Source organism: Niveispirillum sp. KHB5.9 (genome assembly GCF_048066115.1).
In the GTDB taxonomy this organism is placed as follows: Bacteria; Pseudomonadota; Alphaproteobacteria; order Azospirillales; family Azospirillaceae; genus Niveispirillum.
On record NZ_JBLTYX010000006.1, the window covers coordinates 1 to 25903 of the forward strand.

The following is a 25903-nucleotide window of genomic DNA, read 5'->3' on the forward strand; positions in this document are numbered from 1 at the left end:
GATATGAGTGCAATCGTGACAGGTCTTTCTGGTCAGACGGGAAGATTTGCCCTATAGTCGGGAGAAGGTGGGCCGGTGATCGCAACACCGACCCACCCTCCTTATGCCCGGTTGATCAGGATGGTGACGTGTAGAACACGCCGCCCCCAGATCGGGAACCGGAGCAACAGGATAAAGGGCATTCCTTTCATGCCTCTTTACCTCCGTTGACGGCGGTCCGGCCAATTCCGGGCCGCCGTTTTCGTTTCTGACAGAAATAGGGGCAGATTTTAAGGGAAATTACATAGACTTATGCGCGCTATAAGGTTGGCGCGATCCCTTTGTCATGGGCAAAGAATTCTGTATATGTTCTCCCCATCATGATTGACGATCTGATCGACGAACCGTATCCGACGCACCCGCCCGCCACCCAGCACCGGCCCTGGCTGGACGGGTTGAACCCCGTGCAGCGACAGGCGGTGGAGGCGCTGGACGGCCCCGTCCTGGTCCTGGCGGGGGCCGGCACGGGCAAGACCCGGGTGCTGACCACCCGGCTGGCGCATCTGCTGCTGTCGCGCCGGATCAGCCCGTGGAACGTCCTGACGGTGACCTTCACCAACAAGGCGGCGCGGGAGATGCGCCACCGTGTCGATAATCTGCTGGGCGGGCAGTCGGAAGGCTGGTGGATGGGCACGTTCCATTCGCTGGCTGCCCGTATCCTGCGCCGCCACGCCGAACTGGTGGGCCTGAAGCCCAGCTTCACCATCCTGGACACCGACGACCAGATCCGTCTGGTGAAACAGTTGATGGAGGCGGAGAATATCGACAGCAAGAAGTGGCCCGCCCGCATGCTGCTGTCCATCATGGAGCGCTGGAAGGACCGGGCGCTGACGCCCGACAAGCTGAATCCCGAGGATGCGGGCGATGCCGCCAATGGCCGCATCCTGTCGATCTACAAACAGTATCAGGATCGTTTGCTCTCCCTGAACTGCTGCGATTTCGGCGACCTGCTGCTGCACAACATCACCCTGTTCCAGCAGCATAATGACGTCCTGATCGAGTATCAAAACCGCTTCCGCTATATCCTGGTGGACGAGTATCAGGACACCAACGTTGCCCAGTATCTGTGGCTGCGCTTGCTGGCCCAGGCGCACAAGAATATCTGCTGTGTGGGCGATGACGACCAGTCGATCTATGGCTGGCGCGGGGCGGAGGTGGGGAACATCCTGCGGTTCGAGCATGATTTCCCCGGCGCCCAGATCATCCGCCTGGAACAGAATTACCGCTCCACCGCCCATATCCTGGGCGCCGCCCACGGCATCATCGCCAACAATCACGGCCGCCTGGGCAAGCAGCTCTGGACCGAGACGGAGGGCGGGGAGAAGGTGAAGGTCCGTGGCCTCTGGGACGCGGAGGAGGAGGCGCGCTGGGTCGGCGACGAGATCGAGAATTTGCAGCGCAAGGGCACCAGCCTGGGCCAGATGGCCGTGCTGGTCCGCGCCGGTTTTCAGACGCGCGAGTTCGAGGAACGGTTCATCACCCTGGGCCTGCCTTACCGCGTCATCGGCGGCCCCCGTTTCTATGAACGCCAGGAAATCCGCGACGCCTTGGCCTATCTGCGCGTGCTGGTCAGCCCGGAAGACGATCTGGCGTTCGAACGCATCATCAATGTGCCCAAGCGCGGTATCGGGGCGACCACCATCCAGAATCTCTATGTCGCGGCGCGCACGCTGGGCGTGCCGCTGACGGATGCCGCCTGGAAACTGTCGCAGACGGATGAGCTGAAGCCCAAGATGCGCAGCGCCATTTCCGGGCTTTTGCAGGATTTCTTCCGCTGGCAGTCGCAGATCGACCGCATCCCCCACACCGAACTGGCCCAGACCATCCTGGACGAGAGCGGCTATACCCGCATGTGGCAGGAGGATAAGAGCCCGGAGGCGCCCGGCCGCCTGGACAACCTCAAGGAACTGATCAACGCCATGGGCGAGTTCGAGAACCTGACCGGGTTCCTGGAACATGTCTCCCTGGTCATGGAAAACGCGCAAGGGGCGGGTGAGGATCAGGTGTCGCTGATGACCCTGCATGGCGCCAAGGGCCTGGAATTCGACGTGGTTTTCCTGCCGGGGTGGGAGGAGGGGGTGTTCCCCAGCCAGCGCACCCTGGATGAGAACGGCATCGCCGGGCTGGAGGAGGAGCGGCGCCTGGCCTATGTCGGCATCACCCGTGGCCGCAAACGCGTTTCCATCAGCCATGCCGCCAACCGCCGCATCCACGGCACCTGGGCCACGGCCATTCCCTCGCGCTTTGTCGAGGAACTGCCGGCCGCACATATCGAGACGGAGAACAATCCCGGCATCGGCGGTTCCGGCTTCGGCGGCAATATCCGGGAAAGTGCTTATGGCGGCGGCTTCGGTGGCGGCTGGGGCGGAGGGGGCTTCGGCGACCGGTTCAACCGTATGGGCCAGAAGGCGGCCCAGGCCCCGGCGCGGGCCGGCGGCCGCCTGATCGAGGGCACGGCCCTGGACGTCACCCCGCGCAAGCGTCCCGACCGCGCCTTCAATCCCGGCGACCGCGTGTTTCACACCAAATTCGGCTATGGCACGGTCAAGGGCGTGGAAAACGACAAGCTGGAGATCGCCTTCGATGTCGCCGGTATCAAGAAGGTGATGGACAGTTTCGTGGTGCCGGCCGACAAGGCGGGGTGAGGCGTTTACCTGATCTAAGAAACCCTCACCCCCTCGCGCACCAGCCAGTCCGCCGTATCGGCCAGCGACTTCTCGAACCGGAACAGCAGCGTCTCGATCTTCGTCTCGTCGATGATCAGCGGCGGGGAGAAGCCGATACTGTCGCCGATGGGGCGCAGGATGGCGCCATGCTGGTGGCTGAAGGAGACCAGCTTCGTCCCCACGCCCAGGGCCGGATCGAAGGGCTTCCTCGTTGCCTTGTCGGCCACCAGTTCCACGCCGGCGATGAGGCCGGTGCCCCGCACCTCGCCCACCAGCGGATGATCGCGGAAGGCGCGCAGGCCCTGCTGGAGCCTGGGTGCCACGGCCCGCACATGGCGGATAATGTCCCGTTCCTCATAGATTTTCAGCGTTTCCAGCGCCACGGCACAGCTCACCGGATGCCCGGAATAGGTGTAGCCATGGCCGAACGTGCCGATCTTCGCACTTTCATCCACGCAGGCCCGGTAGATGGCGTCCGACACCAGCACGGCCGACAGTGGCAGGTATGCCGAGGTCAGGGCCTTGGCAGAGGTCAGGATGTCCGGCTTCATGCCATAGGTCTGGCTGCCCCACATGTTGCCGGTGCGGCCATAACCGCAGATCACCTCGTCCGCGACCAGCAGCACGTCGTATTTCCTCAGGACCGCCTGGATCTTCTCGAAATATGTGGCGGGTGGCAGGATCACGCCGCCGGCCCCCATGACCGGTTCGGCGAAGAAGGCGGCCACCGTCTCCGGCCCCTCGCGCAGGATCAGGGCTTCCAGATTGTCGGCCAGGCGCGTGGCGAAATCCGCCTCGCTCTCCCCCTCAAGGCCGAACCGGTAATGGTGGGGGCAGTCGGTATGCAGGATGCCTTGGATGGGCAGGTCGAAATCGCGATGGCAATTCGGCAGGCCGGTCAGGCTGGCGGCTGCCACCGTGACCCCGTGATAGGCCTTCTGCCGCGCGATGATCTTCTTCTTCTGTGGTCGGCCCAAGGCGTTGTTGTAATACCAGACCAGCTTCACCGCCGTGTCATTGGCCTCCGACCCGGAGCAGGCGAAGAACACCTTGCTCATCGGCACGGGCGCCAGACCGATCAGCTTCTCGGCCAGATCGATGGCGGGTTCATGCGATTTATGGGCGAACGCGTGATAGAAGGGCAGGGTGCGCATCTGGCGGATGGCGGCATCGACCAGCCGCGGCTCGTCAAAGCCCAGCGACGTGCACCAGAGCCCGGCCACGCCCTCGATATACTCCTTGCCCGTCTCGTCCGTGACCGTCACGCCCTTGCCGCTGGCAATGACCAGCGGGCCTGAAGTCTCATGCGTCTTCAGGTTGGTGTACGGGTGCAGGTGATAGGCGATGTCGCGGCTGCCGGCGGAATTTCCCAGATGCGTCATGATGGGCGTCCTGTTCTGACCGGCGCCCATGGTGAAGCGGGCCAGGGGGCGAACGCAAGCCTATCCCGCCCGCCGCGCCGCACTGGGCGGCGCCTCATGCAGCCGCCCCCACGCGCGGCGCAATTGCCTTGTGGAACCGAACCCGGCCCGCTCCGCCACCGCCTCCATATCCAGCCTGGAATTCTCGATCATCCGCCGCGCCAGCCCCACGCGCAGCCGGTTGACATAATCCGGCACCGTCATGCCGGCATGTTCGCGGAACAGGCGCGACAGGTGGCGCGGGCTGGCATGGGCGATGTTGGCCAGGGCCGGCAGCGACCAGTCGCGTGCCGGATCGGCGGAAATGGCATCCTGCACCCGGTGGATGGCCGGGTGCAGATGGTTGCGCCCCTCCAGCCAGGGCGACAACTGCGGATCGGCTCCCGCCCGGCGCATATAGACGACAAGATAGCGGGCCACGGAGGCCGCCACCCCTGGTCCGCAGCGGCGCGAGATGAAATGCAGCGCCAGATCGATGCCGGCGGTGATGCCGGCACTGCTCCAGCATTGGCCATCCTCCACGAACAGCCGGTTTTCCATGACGCGGCAATTGGGGGCGGCGTCGCGCAGCTCGTCATAGGACGAATGATGGGTGGTGCAGGCCCGCCCCTCCATCAGCCCGGCGCGGGCGGCCAGCACCGCGCCCGAACAGATGGACAGGATCAGGTGCCCCGGCCGCACCGTGCGGCGCAGCCAGTCCACGATCACCCCTTCCTGCACATCATCGGCCCGTACATCCTGGCCGGGCAGGGGGGAGATATTGCCCGACAGCATGATGATGGCATCACCGGGCAGCCGGTCGGGCAGGGGGGCGATGTGGGACAGGACCAGGCCCACCGAACTGGCCAGTTCCGGCAGCGGCCCCACGAACTGCATGTCGAAATGCAGCTTGTCCTGCTCCACGCCGGCCCGGCGCAGCACCTCCGCCGGTCCCGCCACGTCCAGCAGCATGGCGCGCGGTGGCAGGACCACGAAGACGGGGACGGATTTGCGGGCCGGGGTCTCCGCATCGCCCATGGTCACGCCGCCTCCTGCACGTCCACACCCTCCACCGCCCGCGCCAGCGCCTGTTCGACATTGGTGATGGTGGCGAAGCGGCCGGCCAGCACCAGTTCGGTGCGCGCCCGGATCTCGTCGGCCGACCAGGTGCGGCCGGCGGCATCGGTCATGGCGAAGGTCAGCGTCGCCTCCGTCACGTAGTCCACCTCATACCCCAGGTCCGACGCATGCCGCGTCGTCGTCTCGCAGCATTGCTCGGTCCGGATGCCGCAGACGATGACGCGGCGGATGCCCCTGGCCACCAGCCAGACATCCAGACCGCTGCCCACCAGGGCGCTGTGGCGGGTCTTCTCGAACACCGTGTCCGCCTCGATCCGCACCGGCGACAGCAGCTTCACATGGCCGGACGCCTTGGAGAACGGGCCGTCGGGATCGACATGGAATATCTGGGCGATGGGCAGGCCTGCCGTCTTGGCCCCGTCAATCAATGCCTGGATGCGGGGGAAGAAGCGGCCGGCCTCCGCGTCGTTCCAATAGGCGCGCTGGCGGAAGCTTTCCTGGACATCGACGACCAGCAGGGCGGTATCACGGGCGGACATTTCATGCTCCGGGTTCCGGGTTGCGATGGGCCCGACGATAAGCGGTGCCCAGCCTATCCGAAAGACACGCCCCGGACCAGGAGCGGACGGAAAAGGACATGATATGATGGGGGTGGGATGCGGCCTTGCGGGATTTTTAGCTCGAAATATACGGAATTCCTTCCTGTACTACCGCAAATCCATGGAAAGCGCTGAATCGGCTTGGTATCATTCCGGTTCGACAGCGATGCCGGATTCCCTTGGGGCCTGAGGGGCAGGGCGCTGGCCGGTTAGGGGTGGTGCAGTATGACGTCGATGGAGACCGATGGCGGCGGTTCGTCCGAAGCCGATTTGCCGCGCAAGAAGCTGAGCGGCAAGAAGATCGTCCTGTTCATCGTCCTGCCCGTGGTCCTGGTGGTGGCGGGTGCCGCCGCCGCCTTCTTCACCGGCGCGCTTGACGGCCTCCTCGGCAAGAAGCACGAGGGGGAGGGTGAGCATGTCGAGGAGGAGCACAAGGAGCCGGACCTGCCGCCCTATACCGGGCCGCCGATCTTTGTCGAAGTGCCGGACATGCTGGTCAATCTGAACACGGGTGAGCGCCGGGCCACCCTGCTGAAGCTGGGTATCTCGCTGGAGGTGTCGCGGCCGGAGGAGCAGGTGCCCATAACGCAGGCCATGCCGCGCATCACCGATGCGTTCCAGGTCTATCTGCGCGAATTGAAGGTCGATGATCTGCGTGGCTCCGCCGGCATGTACCGGCTGCGGGAGGAATTGCAGATGCGGGTGAACGCCACGGCGGCGCCCGTGAAGGTGAAGGACGTGTTGATCAAGGAATTCCTGGTCCAGCAATGATGCGAGAGGATGCGTGATGGCCGGGCCCGAGGAGCTTAGCGAAGAAGAACGGATGGCGGCCGAATGGGCCGCCATGGCCGATGAAGGGGCTGGCGACGCCTTTGGCGACATGGGCGGCGGTGGCGGCGGCGGTGGGGCCACGCGCGTCCTGAACCAGGACGAAATCGACAGCCTGCTGGGCTTCGACAAGGACGGGGCCGGCGACGGCGACAATACCGGCGTCATGGCGCTGGTGAACTCCGCCCTGGTCAATTACGAACGCCTGCCCATGCTGGAAGTGGTGTTCGACCGCCTCGTCCGCATGATGTCGACATCCTTGCGTAACTTCACGTCCGACAACGTCGAAGTGTCGCTGGACCAGATCAGCTCCGTGCGTTTCGGCGATTACCTGAACTCCATTCCGCTGCCGGCCATGCTGGCCGTGTTCAAGGCGGAGGAATGGGACAATTACGGCCTGATGGTCATCGATTCGGCGCTGATCTATTCCATCGTGGACGTGCTGCTGGGCGGGCGCCGCGGCACGGCCGCGATGCGTATCGAAGGCCGTCCCTATACGACGATCGAGCGCAATCTGGTCGAACGCATGGTGCATGTGGTCCTGTCGGACCTGTCGGCCGCGTTCGACCCGCTATCGCCCGTCACCTTCCGCTTCGACCGGCTGGAAACCAACCCGCGCTTCGCCACCATCGCGCGCCAGGCCAACGCCGCCGTGCTGGTCAAGCTGCGCATCGACATGGAAGACCGTGGCGGGCGCCTGGAACTGCTAATCCCCTACGCCACCCTGGAACCTGTGCGCGAACTGCTGTTGCAGATGTTCATGGGTGAAAAGTTCGGCCGCGACAGCATCTGGGAAACCCACCTGGCCTCGGAACTGTGGATGACGGATGTGCACCTGTCCGCCGTGCTGGACGAGATCGTGCTGCCGCTCAGTGAAGTGATGTCCTGGCGCGTGGGCAGCCGTGTGCTGCTGAACGTCGCGCCGGACGAGACGATCGAGCTGCGCTGTGGCGACGTGCCCATGTTCCTGGGCCGGATGGGCCGCAAGGGTGGCAACATCGCGGTGCGTATCGACAAGGAAGCCCCCAAACCGGAGACGCAGCCATGATCGCCTCCATCCTGTCCCTGTTGCTGGATGTGGCCATTGTCGGCCTTCTGGTGGCCACGATCATCTATGCCCTGCGCCTGAACAAGCAGCTTTCCGCTGTGAAGGAAAGCCGGGCGGAACTGGAGGAACTGGTCAAGGGCTTCGCCGAAGCCACGGCCCAGGCCGACAGTTCCGTGAAGGGCATGCGCAAGACCGCGCAGGAATCCGGCGAACAGCTCTCCTCCCTCATCCACCGGGCCCAGACCCTGAAGGAGGAGATGGAACTGATCGTGCAGGCGGCGGACGGCCTGGCCAACCGGCTGGAATCCGCATCGGGCAAGGCCCGTGCCGCGGTGATGTCGGCTCCGGCCGCACAGGCCCCGTCCCCCACCGCGACCCGCCCCGGCGCCCCGGCCCCGCAGCCGGCACCCCGCCCGGCCGCCGCCGCGCCGCAGCCCCAGCAAGCCCCGGCCCAGCCGGCCGCCCCCGGTGGTGCTGAACCCCGGTCGCGGGCGGAGAAGGAGCTGTTGCAGGCGCTGGAGAATCTGCGGCAATGACCGACGCGCCCACCCAACCCGCCGCCAAGCCGACCCCCAAGCCCGCAGCCAAGGCGGCTTCCAAGCCGGGTGCGAAGCCTGCCGCGCGCAAGGCCCCGCCGAAGCCGGCCAAGCCCAAACGCGCCCTGATGCGGCCGGGCCTGCTGCCGGCCACCATCTTCGTGGCCACGCTGGTGCTGGGCTTCAAGGTGGGTGACATCTGGCTGACCGTGACCACGGGCAAGGGCCTGTCGCTGATCCCCGCCTCGGTAGCGGAGGAGACTGTGCCGCAGGGGCTGCCGGAAACCAGGCCGGCCGCCACACCGGTGGCCAAGCAGGCGGCCGTCCCGTCCGCCCCGGCCCTGACCCCGCCACCCACCCAGGTGGCCGAAGCCCCGCAGGAGCATCAGGCGCCGGCCACGCCGCCCGCCGCCGGGGAGCACGCCCCTGCCACCCAGCCGCCGGCCGATGCCAACAGCCCGGCCCCGTCGGGCACGCCGGGCCAGGGCTTCACGCCGACGGAGGTGGAACTGCTTCAGCGTCTGCAGGAACGGCGCGAGCAGCTGGACAGTCGCGGGCGTGAGCTGGATCAGCGCGAGGCGATGCTGACCGCAGCTGAAACGCGATTCGACCAGAAAATTACCGAGCTGCAGAACCTGAAGAAGGAAATCCAGGGCCTTCTGACCCAGGCGAACGCCGAACAGCAGGCGCAATTGGACAGTCTTGTGAAGATTTACGAGACGATGAAGCCCGCCGACGCCGCCAAGATCTTCAATAATCTGGAGAACAACGTGCTGCTGAACGTCATCAGCCGCATGAAGGAAGCCAAGGTTGCCCCGGTTTTCGCCGCCATGGACGAGAAGCGGGCGCAGGAGGTCACCATCCTTCTGGCCGCACGGAAGAGGCTGCCCACCGTGCCCGAATGATTGTATGAAGGCCCCGGGGGAGCCGTTCCCCCGTTCCCGGTTCCGCTTATCCGCGCTTCGAAGGTGTCCCGATGTTCCGCACCGCCACTGCTGCCGATCCCGTTCTCCAGGAACGGCTGGACAATGCCCGCGCCGAGGCCCGCCTGCCGCTGTCGCGCGAAGAGGTGGCGACCATCGTGGGTTCCGTCCTGTCCTCCATGGGTGGTGACGTGGGCCAGCACGACCTGCATCTCTATGCGGAGCTGGAGGGTCTGGCCCGGTTCATCAACAATGCCAAGCGCGACATCGCCGCCATCCAGCCGGCCGACATCCATTCCGAACATATCCCGCTGGCCACGGATGAACTGGACGCCGTCGTCGGCGCCACCGAGGACGCCACCAACCGCATCATGGACGCCTGCGACCAGATGATGGGCCTGGCCGGTGACGTGCCGCCGGAAGTGTCGAACAAGCTGATGGACATCACCACCGGCATCTACGAGGCCTGCAACTTCCAGGACATTACCGGCCAGCGCATCACCAAGGTGGTCCGCGCCCTGAAGCATATCGAACAGAAGGTGGAGGCGCTGCTGGTGGCGTTGGGCGAGGAGGTGCAGCGCCGCCACCCGACCATGGAAACGGCCGCATCCAGCCCGGACACCAATACCGATACCAAGCTGCTGAACGGCCCGTCGATGCCGGGGGCCGGCATCGACCAGGCCTTCATCGACAGCCTGTTCGATTGAGGTTGAATGCCCCAGACACGCACATCCGGCAGCACCGATCCTGACATGGCGGTTCCCCTGCGGTTCGGCGCGTCCGGTAGCCGTTCCGAGGGCGGGGACGGGGCGACCCTGCTTTATCTGGGCGTCTTCATCCTGCTGCTGGCCTTCTTCATCCTGCTGAACTCCATCTCGCATTTCCATGACGAGAAGGTGGGCGCGGTCATGCGCAGCGTCGATGACGCGTTTTCCGCCCAATCCCTGCTGACGGGTGCGGCGGGCGACCGGCAGCAGGCGCGGCGCGACGCGGCGCGGGCACTTGCCGATCTGGGCGACCTGATCCGGGCCGAACTGCCGCTGGCCAAGGTGGAGGCGGGGACGCAGACGGGCACGCTGCACATCACCATGCCGGCCGCCAGCCTGTTTGCCGGCGATGGCCTGACCATCCGTCCCGCTCAACAGACCCTGATGGATCGGGTGGCCCGGACGCTGGAGGCCCGGCCGCGTGGCATCGCCGTGCGCGGGGAATTCCTGTTCGCCACGAAGGATGCCGTCGATCAGGCCCCCCTGGTGGCGCGGGCCGGGGCGCTGGCCCGCGCCGTCACGGCGCTGGGCGCCGATCCCGCGTCACTGTCCGTGGGGCTGGAAACGGGTGATGAGGCGGGGCAGGTGCGCCTGCTGTTCACCCTGCCGCCGGGGGAGGGGACCTGATGGCCGCCCCTGTCCGCTTCTCGCCCTTCAGCTTCGCGTCACCTGCCACCCCGGCGGGCAAGACCTGGCTGCTGACCTTCACCGATCTGGTCTGCCTGCTGCTGACCTTCTTCGTCATGCTCTACGCCATGTCGGAACCCGACCCCGCCCGGTACAAGGCGCTGGCGGCGGGTGCACCGGGGGCGAAGCTTGACCAGCAGGGCGATGCGCGGCCGGAGGCCGCCTTTTCCGCCGCCAGCCTGGATCGGGGCAAGGCGATTGAACTGGGCTATCTGGGCCGTGTCTTCGAAAGCCAGATGGCGGCCAATCCCGAACTGGCCGATGTCACCATCCGGCGGGTGGAGGGCACGCTGATCCTGTCCCTGCCGTCCGACCTGCTGTTCGCGCCGGGCGATGCCACCTTGTCGGAGAAGGGGCGGGCGGCCCTGTTCACCATGGGCGGTGTGGCGGCCAATATCGGCAATGCCGTGGATGTGGTGGGCCATGCCGACGCGTCGCCCGCCGGACCGAACTGGGCCAGCAATTGGGAACTGTCGCTGGCCCGCGCCCGGACGGTGGCCGACGCCCTGCACGAGGCGGGGTATCTGCGCGACATCACCGTGCGTGGCCATGGCGATGGCCAGTCGGGCGGTGCCGTGAGCGAGGCGGCGCGCCGCGTCGATCTGGTCGTGCGCGAACATGGCGGTGCGCCATGAGCATCGCCCGTCTCCTGGCCGGTACCCTGGCGCTGTCGGTGGCGGCATCGGCGCTGCTGCCCGCATCGATGGCGCAGCAGCCCGCCCCGGCCGCCGCAGCACCTGCCGCCACCCGTGTACCCGTGCGCAGCGGCGTGCATCCCGATTACAGCCGCCTGGTCTTCGATTGGCCGCGCGAGGTGCCGTACACCGTGGAACAGAGCGGTGCGGCGGTAACCATCCGCTTCCCGGTTGCGGCCCAGGTCGATCTGGCCGGCGTGCTGCGCGCCAAACCCATCCGTGTCACCGGCCTGACCCAGACCGCATCCGACGGTGCGGTGACGGTGCGCTTCGATATTCCCGCCGGGGCCGGCATCAAGCATGGCCGCGCCGGCACCCGCATCCTGGTCGATGTGCTGGACAAGGCCCCGCCCGGCGCTACCCCGGCCCCCGCCAGTCCACCACCGCCGCCCCCGGCGCAGACGGCGGCCGCTACCACCACCCCGCCGGCCCAAGCCCCGGCCGCGACGGCGCAGCAGACCCCGCCCAAACCTGTCGATCCGCGCCCGGCCAAGGAAGGTTCCCCGCTCTATCAGCTGCGCGGCAACCAGACGGCGGCCACAGGTGCGCCGGCGGCTACCGGCGCGCCCACGGCGCTGACGCCGGCCCCGGCCACGTCTCCACCGCCGCCCGCCCCGGCACAGACGCCGCCGGCCGCCACCCCCATTGCGACCGCCGCGAACCGCACCCCAGCACCGCCGCCCCCACCCGGTCCGGCCGCGACCCAGGCTCTGCCGCTGGCCGCCGATGCCGCGGCCCCGGTCACGCCGGCCGAACCGGTGATGTCGCCCATCATGCTGTCCTTCGATCCCAAGGCGGCGCGGACGGCGGCGATCTTCGAACGGGCGGGCTATCTCTATGTGCTGTTCGGCGATCCGGTATCGCCGGAAACCGCGCCCGCCGTGCCGCCGGAACTTCAGGTCTCGATAGAGCCGGTGGCGGTGGAGGGCGGCGGCGGATTCCGCCTGCCCATGCCGGCCGTGCTGCAGGCCGCCGTGAAGCGTGACGGCACCGCCTGGCAGGTGATCCTGTCACGGGCCAGCGACAGTGCCCCGCGCGATGTGTCGGGTACCTCCATCCAGCCGCGCCCGGATCCCGATTTCGCCCTAGGCCCCCGTCTGGTCGTGCCGGCCACGGATGCCGAACGGGTGATCGCCTTCAAGGATCCGGTGGTGGGCGACACGCTGTCCATCGTGCCCCTGCCGCTGCCGGGCCAGCATGTGCAGGCGCCGCTGCGCTATACGGAGGCGCAGTTCCTGCCCACCTTGCAGGGTCTGGTCATCCGCGCGCTTGACGACCGGCTGTCGGTGCAGCCGGTGCGCGAGGGGGTGGAGGTGACGGTGCCGGGCGGCCTGCGCCTGTCGCCGCCGGCCGATGTGGCCGTGGCCACCCCGCCGCCCCCGCCGCCGGTGGAACAGGAAAAACTGTTCGATTTCAAGCGCTGGGGCCAGGTGGCGGGCAAGGATTACCTGAAGACCCGCCAAGCCCGCTGGGACCGCCTGACCGCCCTGCCGGAGGAGGAGAAGACCCGCGGCCGCCTGGATGTGGCCCGCTTCTACCTGGCCAATGGCATGGGATACGAGGCGCAGGGCATGCTGACCCGCGTGCAGGGTTTGCAGCCGGACGTGGACCGCCGGCCGGAATTCCTGGCGGTGCGCGGCATCGCCCGCGTGCTGACCGGTGATTACGCCGGGGCCGCCGCCGACCTGTCCAGCCGGCCGCTGGCGACCGAACCCGACGCCGCCCTGTGGCGGGCGGGTGCTCTGGCCGGACAGGGCGACTATGCCGGTGCCCATGCCGCCTTCCAGGCCAACAAGGACATGCTGGACCATTATCCGGAGCCGTTCTATACGCCGCTGGCCCTGGCGGCGGCCGACGCCGCCCTGCGGACCGGCCAGCCGGAAGCGGCGGCCATCACCATGGACAAGCTGGCCAAGCGCGGTGGGGAAAGCGGCAACCAGGCCGCCGCCGTCCAATATTTCCGCGGCGCCGTCTTCCGCGCGCTCGGCGACAATGACAAGGCCATCTCCTATTTCAAGCAGGCACAGGCCGGCCGCGACCGGCTCTATGCCATGCGCGCCAAGCGCGACTTCATCGACACCTCGCTGGCCGCCGGCAAGATGCCGCCCAAGGAGGCCGCCAAACAGATGGAGACGATGCGCTTCGCCTGGCGCGGCGATGCGCTGGAACTGTCCAACCTGCGCCGCATCGGGGAGGTGCATGCCATCGCCGGCAATTATCCGCGCGCCTTCGACACGATGCGCGATACCATCTCCGCCTTCCCCGATACGCCGGAGGCGAAAGAGATCGCCGCCGATATGACCCGCACCTTCACCGACCTGTTCGCCACGGACGGGGCGGCCAAGATGTCGCCGCTGGAGGCCATGGGGCTGTATGAAGCCTATCGCGAACTGACCCCGCCCGGTCCCGATGGCGACCGCATCATCCGCAAGCTGGCCGAACGGCTGGTGGAGATCGATCTGCTGGATCGCGCCGCCCAGCTGCTGGACCATCAGGTGCAGTACCGGCTGACCGGTCTGGAAAAGGCCCAGGTCGGCACGCGTCTGGCCGGCATCCGCCTGCTGGACGGCAAGCCGGAGGACGCGGTGGCCGCCCTGGACAAGAGTGTGGTGCCGGAGATCACCCCGGAACTGGCGGAGGAGCGCAAGCTGCTGCGCGCCCGCGCCCTGTCACAGATCAACAAGGGCGGCGAAGCGGTGCAGCTGCTGGCCGCCGACCAGTCGCGCAACGCCAACCTGCTGCGCATCGACATCGCCATGCGCGACAAACAGTGGAAGGCGGCGGCCCAGGCCCTGGCGGATGTCATCGGCGCGCCGCCCACTGCCGGCACGGCCCTGGACCCGCAGGTTTCCAATCTGGTGGTCAACCGGGCCACGGCCCTGTCGCTGGCCGGTGACAATGCTGGGCTGGACGCGTTGCGTCGTGATTTCGGGCCGGCGATGGAACAGGGCAAGGATGCTTCCTTCTTCCGCCTGCTGACCCGACCGGAGGAATCGGCGGGGCTGGCCGATGCCAACACCATCCGCCAGCGCATCACCGAGATCGACCTGTTCCGCAGCTTCCTGGACAATTACCGCACCACGCGCCAGGAAGCGGCGACCCCGCCGCCGGCAGGCCAGCCGGCGGCCGCCCCGACACAGCCACCGTCGTAACCCCTATCCCTGCTTCACCCGTTCGATTTCCGCTTCGATGCCCTTGATCAGGCCATCGACCGTATGGCCGTGCTCCAGCACCCGCATCATGGCCAGATCCAGCGTCACGCTGGTCAGCTTGTAGTCATGCAGGCGTTGCAGCAGCAGGGGCAGCACCTTCAGCTGCAACGGCGTGATCGGGCAGGCCTCCGGCGGTGGCGGGTTGCGCAGGATGGCGGCATGCGGTGGCGACAGCCGGATATCGGGTACATCCTGCCGTGGCGTGTCGCCATTGATCACCGCTTCGAAGGTCGGGGCATTGTCCACACGCGCACCCAGGCCCCATTTCTCCCGCGGCACGCCCATCCAGGTCAGGATCGTGGCGATGATGGAGGTATGGTCGAACGGCACATCGGTGGGTGACCGGATCACCGTCTGCGCCTTGATCCAGGGGGAAACGAACAGGGTCTGCACCCGCACACCGAACCGGTCGAACCCGAACTTCTGTTCCAGGTCATAGGGCGGCTGGCCGTCACCCCAGGGCGGCGTGGCACCCCAGGGCGGGGGCACATGGTCATAGGTGCCGCCATGTTCGTCGAAGCTGACGATCAGCAGGGTCTTTTCCCAGACCTTCCGGTTCGATGTCAGCTTGTCATAGAGCCGCTTCAGATAATCCTCTCCCGGCCCATTCTCCCCCGGCGGATGGAAGGAATTGCCGTTGCTGTGCAGGTCGTGGCGCAGCCAGGCCGGTTCCAGATAGCTGAAGCGCGGCAGCGCATCATCCTCGATGGCGGTGAACAGCGCATCCGCATGGGTGAGATGGGTGTCCGGATCGGGAATGTCGAAGGCGCATTCCGTCAGGCAATAGACGCCCAGCTGCCGCGTCTGGTGATAGATCATCCAGTCGGATGCCAGGTCATGGCCATTGGCGGACAGCACATCCCAGATGCTGGGCGTCTTGAACCTGTCAGGCTTATAGCCCAGCAGCGTCGTCTGATTATCGACAAAGCCCATGGAATTGCCGCAGACGGAAAAGGCCCGGTTGGAAAAGGTCTGGGTCGGCACCGATGCGAACCACAGGTCCGACACCGCGAAATTGCGCGCCAGCCCGTTCAGGATCGGCGGGTTCTCCGGACTGTTGGTCTCCAGGATCTGCAGGGCTTCGCCCGGTGTAATCTGGTGGCAGAGGTCCTTGGCCAGCGTGCCCAGAAGGCCGCCCATATCGGCAACCGGTGCCAGCGTTCCCGTCAGCGCGGTGGAGAAATCCTGAAGGAAGCCCTGCATGGTGAGTGGGGTGTCGGGCGGAACGGGTGTCGCAATGCCCGAGCCGAACAGCTGGACATTCACATGTTCGAACGGCTCATGCGGATCGAACATCGGGACGCCATCTTGGGACACGCCGCGCCTTACCGGTTGCGGATCGTCAGGGGCGCTATCGAAGCAATTGGAATGATTGCCGCCCCACAGACCATGGAAGCGGGGCTGTTGCTGCCTGCCGATGACATGTTCCGGTTCCGCGCCATCCTCGTACAGCCAGCCCAGGATATTGTCGAAGGATCGGTTCTCCAGCATGTAGTAGATGACATGCTTGATCTGCGGCATCGGCGTCATGGTCACTCCCAGCGATCGATTTTTACGGTATGAAATCATATGATATTCAATTTATCAGCAATATAAGTCATATACTCAAGAAATGGGCCGGTCGGTGGGTGGCGCCGGGTGCGCGCCCATGGACATTGCGTCGCCGGCTGCCCATCTGGGATAATAGGAACGGAACGGGATCGGCTGCTCAGGGATTTGCCAATTGTCGGGTTTGTTCGAAGCACAGGCGCCCCGCCCCCTGGCCGACCGGTTGCGGCCGCAGAGCCTGGACCAGATGGTGGGCCAGGATCATCTGCTGCGCGCCGACGGCCCCATCGGTCGCATGATCGGGTCCCGCCGGCTGGTCTCCATGATCCTGTGGGGTCCGCCCGGCTGCGGCAAGACCACCTTGGCCCGCCTGCTGGCCCAGACCACCGACCTGCATTTCGAACCGCTGTCGGCGATCTTCAGCGGCGTGGCCGACCTGCGCAAGGTGTTCGAGGCGGCGAAGGCGCGGCGCCTGGGCGGTCAGGGCACCCTGCTGTTCATCGATGAGATCCATCGTTTCAACCGGTCGCAGCAGGATGGCTTCCTGCCCTATGTGGAGGATGGGACCGTCACCCTGGTGGGTGCCACCACGGAAAATCCCAGTTTCGAGCTGAATGCCGCACTGCTGTCCCGCGCCCAGGTCTTCGTCCTGAACCGCCTGGACGATGCGGCATTGGAAAAGCTGCTGGTCCGGGCGGAGGAAGAGGAAGGCCGCCCCCTGCCGCTGGACGCCGATGCCCGCGCCTCGGTCAAGGCGCTGGCCGATGGCGATGGCCGCTATTGCCTGAACCTGTGCGAGGAACTGTTTGCCCTGCCGGCCGACAAGGTTCTGGACACCAACGCCCTGGCCGCCGCCGTGCAGCGGCGCATGCCACTTTACGACAAGGCGCAGGAAGGCCATTACAACCTGATCTCCGCCCTGCACAAATCCCTGCGCGGGTCGGACACCGACGCGGCCCTCTACTGGTATGCCCGCATGCTGGCCGGTGGCGAAGACCCCCGTTACATCGCCCGCCGCCTGACCCGCTTCGCGGTGGAGGATATCGGCATGGCCGACCCGGCGGCCCTGACCCAGGCGACGGCCGCCTGGGAAGCCTATGAACGGCTGGGCAGCCCGGAAGGGGAGCTGGCCATCGCCCAGCTGGTGATCTATCTGGGCACCGCACCCAAATCCAACGCCGCCTATACCGCCTACAAGGATGCCGTGCGGTCGGCCAAGGAGACGGGCAGCCTGTCCCCGCCCAAGCATATCCTGAACGCCCCCACCAAGCTGATGAAGCAGCTGGGCTATGGCCATGGCTATAATTACGACCATGACACGGCCGAGGGTTTCAGCGGCCAGAACTATTTCCCCGAGGAGATGGGACGTCGCGATTTCTACCGCCCCGTGGAACGCGGGTTCGAGCGGGAGATCAAGAAGCGCCTGGATTACTGGGCGCGACTGCGGGCGGAGAAGGGCGGGGCGTGATCTTTGACATGACGGATTCCATGTCCATGCATCGCCGCGCCTTCCTCACCGCCGCCGCCGGCCTCGCTGCCCTGTCCGCATCGCGCCCAGCAACCGCCACCACCCCGCCCGGCCTGTCCCTGGGCGAGGTCCTGCATGCGGATGATTTCCGCGCCGGCCTGGATAACTGGCTGGTCCAGGCCCACCGGCCCGGCACGGTCACGGCCGCCGACGGCATCCTCGATATCGACGTGCCCGCCGGCACCTCCCTCTGGTTCCGGCGCCGCCTGTCCGGTGCCATCGCCATCCGGTATGAGGCTTTGATGGTGGCCCAGGGCGAGCCGAACGACCGGTTGTCCGACCTGAACGCCTTCTGGATGGCCACCGACCCGACCGCCCCCGATGGCGACGCGTTGGCCAAGCCGCGGTCGGGCAAGTTCGAGGATTATGACGATCTGGTACTCTATTATGTGGGCCAGGGCGGCAATACCAACACCACCACCAGATTCCGCCGCTATACGGGCCGGGCCGGCGACCGGCCGCTGCTGCCGGAGAACGATCGCCGCCTGCCGGCCGACATGCTGGTCGGCAATGTCTGGCAGACCATCACCCTGGCGGCGGTCGGCCCCCGCATCCGGTATTGGCGCGACGATCGGCTGCTGTTCGATTTCCTCGACCCCGCCCCGCTGACCCAGGGCCATTTCGCCCTGCGGACGACGCAAAGCCATCTGCGCATCCGGAATTTCCGCGTCCATACGGCCGGTTACATCTGATTTGGTCGGGCCACGCCTGCGTAAGCGGGCCTTGCGCCGGGGCGGCCCGCACCCCACTCTATGGGCGCTTGATGCCGGAGTGCCCGCCCCTTGACCTTCATCCTGTCCGACCGTGTCCGACCCATCGCCGACTGGTTGCTGATCGAGGGCAACCAGCTGTTCGATATCGACCAGCTGTTCGCCCAGCTGGTGGACCGCGTCGCCAAGTCGGGCATTCCCATCGGCCGCGTCTCTCTCAACCTGGAACTGCTCCATCCCGAAGTGGTGGGGGAGGGCCGGGTCTGGGTCTGCGGCCAGACGACGGGCACCCACCGGCTGAACCGTGTCGACACGGACATGGGCGAATATCTCAATAGCCCGGTGCACCGCGTCGATGAAACGGGGGAGCCCTATCGTGTCCGCCTGGCGGAGGAGGAGACGGAAATGCCGCTCCTGGCCCGGCTGAAGCGGGAGGGGTTCCATGATTATTTCATCGCCCCCATCCAGGTGCAGGACAAGCACCGGTCGGCGGCTATGTCGTTCGCTGCCAAGTACCGGCCCTTCACCGACCAGGACATTGCCGACCTGACCCATATCGTGGCCGCCGTATCGCCGATCCTGGAGGCCCGCGTGGTGCGCAACATCGCGCGCGACCTGCTGGCCACCTACCTGGGTGCCGGCGCCGGCGACCGAGTCTATGCCGGCCAGATCTCGCGTGGCGATGCCGACAATATCTTCGCCGCCATCCTGTTCTGCGACCTGCGCGGCTTTACCAGCTTCACCGCCGACAATCTGTCGGCTTCCGTGCTGGAGCGGCTGAACCATTGGTTCGACCTGGCCGTGGACGCGGTGGAGGCCCATGGCGGCGAAGTGCTGAAATTCATGGGTGATGGCATGCTGGCCATCTTCCCGGCCGATATGCTGAACCCGCGTGAGGCCTGCGGCCATGCCCTGGCCGCCGCCGCCACCCTGCATGATGCCGTCACCGAGTGGAACGAGGCCTGCCCCAACGGCCAGACCCGCATCGATTACGGCCTGTCCCTGCATTTGGGTCATGTCGCCTTTGGCAATATCGGCGGCAAGCGCCGGCTGGATTTCACCGTCGTCGGCCCCGCCGTGAACCTGGCCAGCCGGCTGCTGGAAGTGGCCAAGGTGCTGGACAGTCATTTCGTCGTCTCCACCGCCTTTGCCGGCTGCTCCGGCCGGGCCATGCGGTCGGTGGGGGTGCATCCTGTCCGTGGGCTGGTACATCCGGAAGAGATTTTCGTGCCCTGTTGATGGCGGCCATGCTATCGCTGCCCGGCTTTCTCTTCCCCTATGCGATCTTGTAAAATGACCGTCGCCGTCCGCTTCGCGCCCAGCCCGACCGGCAACCTGCATATCGGTAATGTCCGCACCGCCATCGTGAACTGGCTGTTCGCGAAGCGTCATGGCGGCAGCTTCATGTTCCGCCTGGACGACACGGACGAGGAACGCTCCACCCAGGCCTTTGCGGATGGCATCGCCGAGGATCTGACCTGGCTGGGCCTGACCTGGGACCGCTATGCGCGCGAATCCGATCGCTACGCGCGCTATGGCGAAGCTGCCGAGGCCTTGAAGAAGGCCGGCCGGCTCTACCCCTGCTATGAGACGCCGGAGGAACTGGGCCTGAAGCGCAAGGCCATGCTGGCCCAGCATCGCCCGCCCATCTATGACCGCACCGCCCTGCGCCTGACCGATGCCGACCGCGCCCGGCTGGAGGGGGAGGGACGGCGTCCGCATTGGCGCTTCAAGCTGGACCATGCGGACATCACCTGGGACGATCTGGTCCAGGGGCATAAGCATTTCCGCGGTGCCGACCTGTCCGACCCGGTGCTGATCCGGGAGGATGCGCGCCCGCTCTATACCCTGACCTCCGTCGTCGACGACCTGGATTTCGCCATCACGCATATCGTGCGCGGTGAGGACCATGTCACCAACACCGCCGTGCAGGTGCAACTGTTCCAGGCATTGATGGGGATAGAGGGGCAGGGGGCGGTTCCCACCTTCGCCCACCTTCCCCTGATAGCCGGATCGGAAGGCGAGGGCCTGTCCAAGCGCCTGGGTTCGCTGTCCGTCCGTTCGCTGCGCACCGAGGAAGGGGTGGAGCCGCTGGCGCTCAGCGCCTATCTGGCCCGCCTGGGCACGTCCGATGCCATCGCCGCCGCCGGCAGCCTGGACGAACTGGCGCAAGGATTTGATTTCGGCAAGTTCGGACGCGGCACGCCCAAGTTCGACGCTGATGAGCTGATGCGCCTGAACGCCCAGGTTCTGCACGCGGCCCCCTTCGCCGCCGTGGTCGACCGTTTCGCAGCCTTGGACATGGCGGGCGCGGACGAGGCATTCTGGCTGGCCGTGCGCCCCAACCTGTCGCGTCTGTCGGACGCGAAGGAATGGTGGGCTGTGACCCATGCGGCCGTCACGCCGCTGGTCGATGATGCCGGGTTCCTGGCCAAGGCCGCCGAACTGCTGCCCGAAGGGGCGTGGAACGAGACCACCTGGGGTATCTGGACCAAGGCGGTCGGCGCCGCGACGGGGGCCAAGGGCAAGGCCCTGTTCCTGCCGCTGCGCCGGGCGCTGACGGCCCATGATCATGGGCCGGAACTGAAAACCCTGCTGCCGCTGATCGGGCGGGAACGGGCCCTGGCGCGGCTGTCGGGCTGTACGGCCTGACCCGGCCCCGCTATCTCTAATGACGATCTTTCTGCTGACGGAAAGCTGCCTCCCATGACCCTGTCGCTCTACAACACGCTGCTGCGGACCAAGGAAGCGTTCGCGCCCATCGACCCGGGTCATGTGAAGCTCTATGTCTGCGGCCCCACCGTCTATGACTATGCCCATATCGGCAATGCCCGGACCTTCAGCGCCTTCGACCTGCTGGCCCGGCTGCTGAAGCACCTCTACCCGAAGGTCACCTACGCCCGGAACATCACCGACGTGGATGACAAGATCATCGAGCGGTCGAACCTTTCCGGCGAACCGATCGACAGCGTCACGGCCCGCACCACCGCGCAGTTCCATGCCGACATGGATGATCTGGGCCTGCTGCGCCCGGATATCGAACCGCGCGCCACCCGCCATATCGGCGACATGGTGGCGATGATCGAAACCCTGATCGAAAAGGGCTTCGCCTATGCCGCCGAAGGCCACGTCCTGTTCAACGTGCCTGCCATGTCGGATTACGGCCAGCTGTCGCGCCGCAGCCAGGACGAGCTGATCGCCGGTGCCCGCGTGGAAGTCGCCCCCTATAAGAAGTCGCCCGCCGACTTCGTGCTGTGGAAGCCCGCCAAGGAGGGGGAGCCCGGCTGGCCCAGCCCCTGGGGTTCCGGCCGTCCCGGCTGGCATATCGAATGCTCCGCCATGACGGCGGCGCATTTGGGTGAGGTGTTCGACATCCATGGCGGCGGTCTGGACCTGATCTTCCCGCACCATGAGAACGAGATCGCGCAGAGCCGTTGCGCCCATGGCACCCAGGTCATGGCCAATGTCTGGATGCATTCCGGCTTCCTGACCATCGCCGGCGACAAGATGTCCAAGTCCCTGGGCAACTTCTACACCGTGCGCGAACTGCTGGATGAATATCCGGGGGAGGCGCTGCGTCTGGCCATCCTGTCGGCCCATTACCGCCAGCCGCTGGATTTCAGCAAGGACAAGGTTGAACAGGCCCGTGCGGCTCTGGACAAGTGGTACGGTGTTCTTGATAAAGCGAAAGAGGCTGGTGATCTGCCGACTGCCGAAGTACCAGCAGAATTTCTTGCGGCGTTGATGGATGATCTAAATACGCCAAAAGCTATTTCGGTCTTGTATGAACAGGTGAACGCCTATTACGGGGCTGATATTAAAGGTGATAAAGCTGGGGCGGCAGATGCCGCTGCTCGTCTTAAGGCGGCGGCCAACTTGCTGGGTTTCTTGACCCAAGAACCGAAGGTCTGGCTACAGGGTGACCCCGACGCGGCCATCGAACAGGCCATCGCCGATCGCCTTGCCGCCCGCAAGGCCAAGAACTTCGCCGAGGCCGACCGCATCCGCAACGACTTGGCTGCCCAAGGCGTCATTCTGGAGGATGGCCCCAAGGGCACGACCTGGAAGCGGGGCTGAGGTCGCACCCCTTAACCGTGATGGTGCCGTAGGTCAGGTCGAGGCGAAGGCCGAGCCCTGACACTCACTGGCACCGTCCTTGTCAGGGCTCGCTCCGCTCGACCTGACCTACGGCTTTTGCGGCAACTTCACCCCCGCCCGTACCACTCCACGAACAGCTCCGGCCACCGCTTCAGCGGGTTGTCCGCCGCGATCCTCGCCCCATGGCCGAAGCCGTGGCCGCCCCTGGCATAGATATGCATCTCCACCGCCACCCCCACCTTGCGGCAGGCGGCATGGAACAACAGGCTGTTTTCCACCGGCACGGCGGTATCGTCCGCCGCATGCAGCAGGAAGGTCGGTGGCGTTTGGGCCGTCACGTTGCGGTCGACGGAAAAACGCGCCACCGCCTCCTCCGACGGGTTCGGCCCCAGCATCCGGTCACGTGATCCGGTATGCGCCGCCAGCCCCATATCGATGACCGGATAGACAAGGGCCAGCTTGTCCGGCTTCGCCGACTGCGTGTCGGCCGCATCCACTGGCTCGTAAACCGTTTCCGCGAATTTCGTGCCCAGGGTGGCGGCCACATGCCCGCCGGCGGAAAAGCCCATGACGCCCAGCCGGTCCGGATCGATCCTGAACCCCTTGGCCTTCTGCCGGATCACCCGCATGGCCCGCTGCGCATCCTGCAACGCCACCGTCGGCCCATGCTGCGGTGCCTCCCCCGGCAGGCGATAGGTCAGCACGAATATCGTGAAGCCCTGGGCGGTCAGCAGCGGCGCCAGCTCGCCCCCTTCCTTGTCCACCACCACCCGCTGGTACCCGCCGCCCGGCATGATCAGCAGGGCGCGGCCATCCGGCCTGGCGGGGCGGTGAATGGTCAGATAGGGGCGGGTAATCCCCTCCATATAGCGGTCGGGCCGGGCCGGGTCCTGGCTGCGTTCCACCATCTTCTGCACCAGGGCCGTGCCCTTCGATCCGGGGGCGACGCCGCCGGGCCAGATTTCCAGCACGTCGGGCGTATCGGCCAGGGCCACCGCTGGTAACGCTGCCGTTATCGCCATCAAACCCGCCCCGCGCAACCAGCCGCGCCGCGAAACCGACATGTCCATCCCTCGGATTATTCTTATGGTAACCGGTGGACAATGATGCCTGTCTACCCTGTGTCAGGCAAGCCCCGCCGCGACACCCCGCCACATGGTTCGCCCGCCGATCCGGCAATAAGATGCATTTTAAATACATTTTTATGGAGATCGCATCATGAGCCGCATCGTCCCGCAACTGAAGCATGACCATGCCGAACTGCGCATCGTTCTGGACCGTGTGCGCCAGCAGGGGATCGGCACGGCGGAAGGGCGCCAGACGCTGATGGCGGCGCGCGAACTGTTCGTCGACCATATCCGGCGGGAGAATGAGGAATTCTATCCCGATTACCGCGAATTGGCCCGCCAGGACCCCGCCCGCGCCGCCACGGCCGACCAGTTCAGCCAGGAGATGGTGGCGCTGGGCGACCAGATCCTGGGCTTCTTCGACAAGTATCAGGATGGCGGCTCGGGCATGGAATTCGCCATCGATTTCGGCCGCATGCACGCGCTGCTGCAGTCGCGCTGGCACAAGGAGGAGGCGATCCTTTACGCACGGTATGAGGAAATGGCCGCCCGCCGCGCGGCTTGAACCGGCGGGACGGGCGGGTTACACCCGGCCATCATATACGACCTGACGGAGCGGCCCCATGCCGATCACCCTTTACGGCATCAAGAACTGCGACACGATGAAGAAGGCCCGTGACTGGCTGGATGCCAAGGGCGTCGCCTACCAGTTCCATGACTACAAGGTGTCGGGCATCGATCGCGACCGCCTGTCGGCCTGGGTGGATGCGCTGGGCTGGGAGATCGTGCTTAACCGCGCCGGCACGACCTTCAAGAAGCTGCCAGACGAGGCCAGGCAGGGCATTGACCGCGACCGCGCCATCGCCCTGATGCTGGAACAGCCCTCGATGATCAAGCGGCCAGTGCTGGATCGTGACGGCACCCTGACCGTGGGCTTCAAGCCGGAGATTTACGGTACGCTGTTTTAAGGCCTTTCTGATTAAACGGTATCATTTTCCCCGTCATCCCGGCGAAAGCCGGGACCCAGGGGCCAAACGCCCGACCTCTCGGCCGCGTTTGGCAAGGAGAACCGCACCGTAGAGCCTGAGGCCCCTGGGTCCCGGCTTTCGCCGGGATGACGAAGGGGCGTGCCCCAAACGAAAACCCCGGCCGCGTCGCCACGGCCGGGGTTTCCTTATACTCTCGGAACCTTGTGGTCCGTCCGGCCTTACTTGGCGCGGGCGGCCTGCAGGTTCTCGTCCAGCTTGGCCAGGAAGTCCTGGGTGGTCAGCCACTTCTGGTCCGGACCGATCAGGGTGGCCAGGTCCTTGGTCATGTAGCCCGACTCAACCGTGTCCACGCAGACGCGTTCCAGGGTCTTGGCGAAATCCACCACGTCCGGCGTCTCGTCGAACTTGCCGCGATAGGTCAGGCCCTGGGTCCAGGCGAAGATGCTGGCGATCGGGTTGGTGGAGGTGGGCTTGCCCTTCTGGTGCTCGCGGTAATGGCGGGTCACGGTGCCGTGGGCGGCTTCCGCTTCCACCGTCTTGCCGTCGGGCGTCATCAGGACCGACGTCATCAGGCCCAGCGAGCCGAAGCCCTGCGCCACCAGATCGGACTGCACGTCGCCGTCATAGTTCTTGGCGGCCCACAGGAAATTACCGGACCACTTCAGGGCCGAAGCGACCATGTCGTCGATCAGGCGGTGTTCATAGGTGATGCCGGCGGCCTTGAACTTGTCGGCGAACTCGGCGTCGAACACTTCCTGGAACAGGTCCTTGAAGCGGCCGTCATAGGCCTTCAGGATCGTGTTCTTGGTCGACAGATAGACCGGGTAGTTGCGCAGCAGGCCGTAATTCATGCAGGCCCGGGCGAAGCCGCGGATCGACTCGTCGACATTGTACATGCCCATGGCAACGCCCGGCCCGTCAAAGTCGAAGACGGTGTGGCGGATGTTGCTGGTGCCATCGGCGCTGGTGAAGGTGATCGACAGGCGGCCCGCACCGGGGATGATGAAGTCCGTGGCCTTGTACTGGTCACCGAAGGCGTGACGGCCGATGACGATGGGCTGGGTCCAGCCCGGCACCAGGCGCGGCACGTTCTTGCAGATGATCGGCTCGCGGAACACGGTGCCGCCCAGGATGTTGCGGATCGTGCCGTTGGGCGACTTCCACATCTGCTTCAGCTTGAATTCCTTCACCCGGTCTTCGTCCGGGGTGATGGTGGCGCACTTCACGCCCACGCCGTAATGCTTGATGGCCTCGGCGGACTCCACGGTGACCTTGTCGTCCGTGGCGTCGCGATGCTCGACGCCCAGATCATAGTATTTCAGGTCAACGTCCAGGTACGGAAGGATCAGGCGGTCCTTGATGAACTGCCAGATCACGCGGGTCATTTCGTCGCCGTCGAGTTCCACGATGGGATTGACGACTTTGATCTTCGACATGGGGGCGCTCTCCCAGGGTAAGAAGGGTGCCGGCGGCGATCCAGCGT

Annotated in this window: 22 protein-coding genes; 16 read left to right on the plus strand and 6 right to left on the minus strand. The window is 65.9% G+C overall.

Translation table 11 applies throughout. The annotated features are described in order from the left end of the window. Positions 1-359: 359 nt before the first annotated feature. Positions 360-2684: an ATP-dependent helicase gene (locus tag ACM9HJ_RS12105; protein ID WP_416571988.1), complete on the plus strand. Its 2325-nt coding sequence runs from the start codon at positions 360-362 to the stop codon at positions 2682-2684. A gap of 14 nt (positions 2685-2698) precedes the next feature. On the opposite strand, the gene ACM9HJ_RS12110 is transcribed toward ACM9HJ_RS12105, so the two are convergent. Genes ACM9HJ_RS12110 through ACM9HJ_RS12120 form a run of 3 tightly spaced genes read right to left on the minus strand, consistent with a single transcriptional unit; the run spans position 2699 to position 5724 of the window. Then, positions 2699-4087: an aspartate aminotransferase family protein gene (locus tag ACM9HJ_RS12110; protein ID WP_416571989.1), complete on the minus strand. Its 1389-nt coding sequence runs from the start codon at positions 4085-4087 to the stop codon at positions 2699-2701. A 60-nt stretch (positions 4088-4147) separates the two neighbouring features. Continuing rightward, positions 4148-5143: a GlxA family transcriptional regulator gene (locus tag ACM9HJ_RS12115; protein WP_416572245.1), complete on the minus strand. Its 996-nt coding sequence runs from the start codon at positions 5141-5143 to the stop codon at positions 4148-4150. Positions 5144-5145: 2 nt separating this feature from the next. Then, the gene (locus ACM9HJ_RS12120; RefSeq protein ID WP_416571990.1) at positions 5146-5724 is read right to left on the minus strand and encodes an isochorismatase family protein; all 579 of its coding nucleotides are present in this window, start codon (positions 5722-5724) and stop codon (positions 5146-5148) included. A 285-nt stretch (positions 5725-6009) separates the two neighbouring features. Between ACM9HJ_RS12120 and ACM9HJ_RS12125 the strand changes: the two genes are divergently transcribed. The 8 genes from ACM9HJ_RS12125 (at position 6010) to ACM9HJ_RS12160 (ending at position 14420) form a co-directional block, all read left to right on the plus strand. Next, entirely contained in the window at positions 6010-6555 is a 546-nt protein-coding gene (locus ACM9HJ_RS12125; protein ID WP_416571991.1) for a flagellar basal body-associated FliL family protein, read from the plus strand. Positions 6556-6571: 16 nt separating this feature from the next. Continuing rightward, complete coding sequence (fliM, locus tag ACM9HJ_RS12130) at positions 6572-7660, plus strand: flagellar motor switch protein FliM (protein WP_416571992.1); 1089 nt, start codon at positions 6572-6574, stop codon at positions 7658-7660. Continuing rightward, entirely contained in the window at positions 7657-8196 is a 540-nt protein-coding gene (locus tag ACM9HJ_RS12135; protein ID WP_416571993.1) for a DUF6468 domain-containing protein, read from the plus strand. The genes fliM and ACM9HJ_RS12135 overlap by 4 nt, the downstream gene beginning before the upstream one ends. Beyond that, a complete protein-coding gene (locus ACM9HJ_RS12140) occupies positions 8193-9101 on the plus strand; it encodes a magnesium transporter MgtE N-terminal domain-containing protein (protein WP_416571994.1) in 909 nt (302 codons plus the stop codon). The genes ACM9HJ_RS12135 and ACM9HJ_RS12140 overlap by 4 nt, the downstream gene beginning before the upstream one ends. A 71-nt stretch (positions 9102-9172) precedes the next feature. Continuing rightward, positions 9173-9826, plus strand: coding sequence for a protein phosphatase CheZ (locus tag ACM9HJ_RS12145; protein ID WP_416571995.1), 654 nt, complete (start codon positions 9173-9175; stop codon positions 9824-9826). A gap of 6 nt (positions 9827-9832) precedes the next feature. Continuing rightward, complete coding sequence (locus ACM9HJ_RS12150) at positions 9833-10513, plus strand: hypothetical protein (RefSeq protein WP_416571996.1); 681 nt, start codon at positions 9833-9835, stop codon at positions 10511-10513. Beyond that, the gene (locus ACM9HJ_RS12155; RefSeq protein ID WP_416571997.1) at positions 10513-11208 is read left to right on the plus strand and encodes an OmpA/MotB family protein; all 696 of its coding nucleotides are present in this window, start codon (positions 10513-10515) and stop codon (positions 11206-11208) included. The genes ACM9HJ_RS12150 and ACM9HJ_RS12155 overlap by 1 nt, the downstream gene beginning before the upstream one ends. Next, positions 11205-14420 (plus strand): hypothetical protein, encoded by a 3216-nt coding sequence (locus ACM9HJ_RS12160; protein WP_416571998.1) that lies wholly within the window; start codon positions 11205-11207, stop codon positions 14418-14420. The genes ACM9HJ_RS12155 and ACM9HJ_RS12160 overlap by 4 nt, the downstream gene beginning before the upstream one ends. Before the next feature lie 3 nt (positions 14421-14423). Here ACM9HJ_RS12160 and ACM9HJ_RS12165 read toward each other — a convergent pair whose 3' ends face one another. After that, positions 14424-16010 (minus strand): alkaline phosphatase family protein, encoded by a 1587-nt coding sequence (locus ACM9HJ_RS12165; protein ID WP_416571999.1) that lies wholly within the window; start codon positions 16008-16010, stop codon positions 14424-14426. Positions 16011-16203: 193 nt separating this feature from the next. On the opposite strand from ACM9HJ_RS12165, the gene ACM9HJ_RS12170 reads away from it, so the two are divergent. The 5 genes from ACM9HJ_RS12170 (at position 16204) to cysS (ending at position 22343) form a co-directional block, all read left to right on the plus strand. After that, on the plus strand, positions 16204-17496 hold the full coding sequence (locus ACM9HJ_RS12170) for a replication-associated recombination protein A (RefSeq protein WP_416572000.1): 1293 nt from the start codon (positions 16204-16206) through the stop codon (positions 17494-17496). A gap of 20 nt (positions 17497-17516) precedes the next feature. Further along, on the plus strand, positions 17517-18248 hold the full coding sequence (locus tag ACM9HJ_RS12175) for a DUF6250 domain-containing protein (RefSeq protein WP_416572001.1): 732 nt from the start codon (positions 17517-17519) through the stop codon (positions 18246-18248). A gap of 90 nt (positions 18249-18338) precedes the next feature. Continuing rightward, positions 18339-19505 carry an adenylate/guanylate cyclase domain-containing protein gene (locus tag ACM9HJ_RS12180; protein WP_416572002.1) on the plus strand — a complete coding sequence of 389 codons (1167 nt, stop codon included), beginning with the start codon at positions 18339-18341 and terminating at the stop codon, positions 19503-19505. 54 nt (positions 19506-19559) lie between these two features. After that, on the plus strand, positions 19560-20918 hold the full coding sequence (gene gltX, locus ACM9HJ_RS12185; RefSeq protein ID WP_416572003.1) for a glutamate--tRNA ligase: 1359 nt from the start codon (positions 19560-19562) through the stop codon (positions 20916-20918). Positions 20919-20972: 54 nt separating this feature from the next. Then, positions 20973-22343: a cysteine--tRNA ligase gene (gene cysS, locus ACM9HJ_RS12190; RefSeq protein WP_416572004.1), complete on the plus strand. Its 1371-nt coding sequence runs from the start codon at positions 20973-20975 to the stop codon at positions 22341-22343. Positions 22344-22471: 128 nt separating this feature from the next. Here the strand turns inward: cysS and ACM9HJ_RS12195 are convergent, their stop codons facing one another. After that, positions 22472-23386 carry an alpha/beta hydrolase gene (locus ACM9HJ_RS12195; protein ID WP_416572005.1) on the minus strand — a complete coding sequence of 305 codons (915 nt, stop codon included), beginning with the start codon at positions 23384-23386 and terminating at the stop codon, positions 22472-22474. 196 nt (positions 23387-23582) lie between these two features. Between ACM9HJ_RS12195 and ACM9HJ_RS12200 the strand changes: the two genes are divergently transcribed. Both ACM9HJ_RS12200 and ACM9HJ_RS12205 read left to right on the plus strand, forming a co-directional pair. Then, positions 23583-23996 (plus strand): hemerythrin domain-containing protein, encoded by a 414-nt coding sequence (locus tag ACM9HJ_RS12200; RefSeq protein ID WP_416572006.1) that lies wholly within the window; start codon positions 23583-23585, stop codon positions 23994-23996. A 58-nt stretch (positions 23997-24054) separates the two neighbouring features. Continuing rightward, positions 24055-24399 (plus strand): ArsC family reductase, encoded by a 345-nt coding sequence (locus ACM9HJ_RS12205; protein WP_416572007.1) that lies wholly within the window; start codon positions 24055-24057, stop codon positions 24397-24399. A gap of 239 nt (positions 24400-24638) precedes the next feature. Here the strand turns inward: ACM9HJ_RS12205 and ACM9HJ_RS12210 are convergent, their stop codons facing one another. Then, entirely contained in the window at positions 24639-25856 is a 1218-nt protein-coding gene (locus ACM9HJ_RS12210) for an NADP-dependent isocitrate dehydrogenase (protein ID WP_416572008.1), read from the minus strand. Positions 25857-25903: the final 47 nt, after the last annotated feature.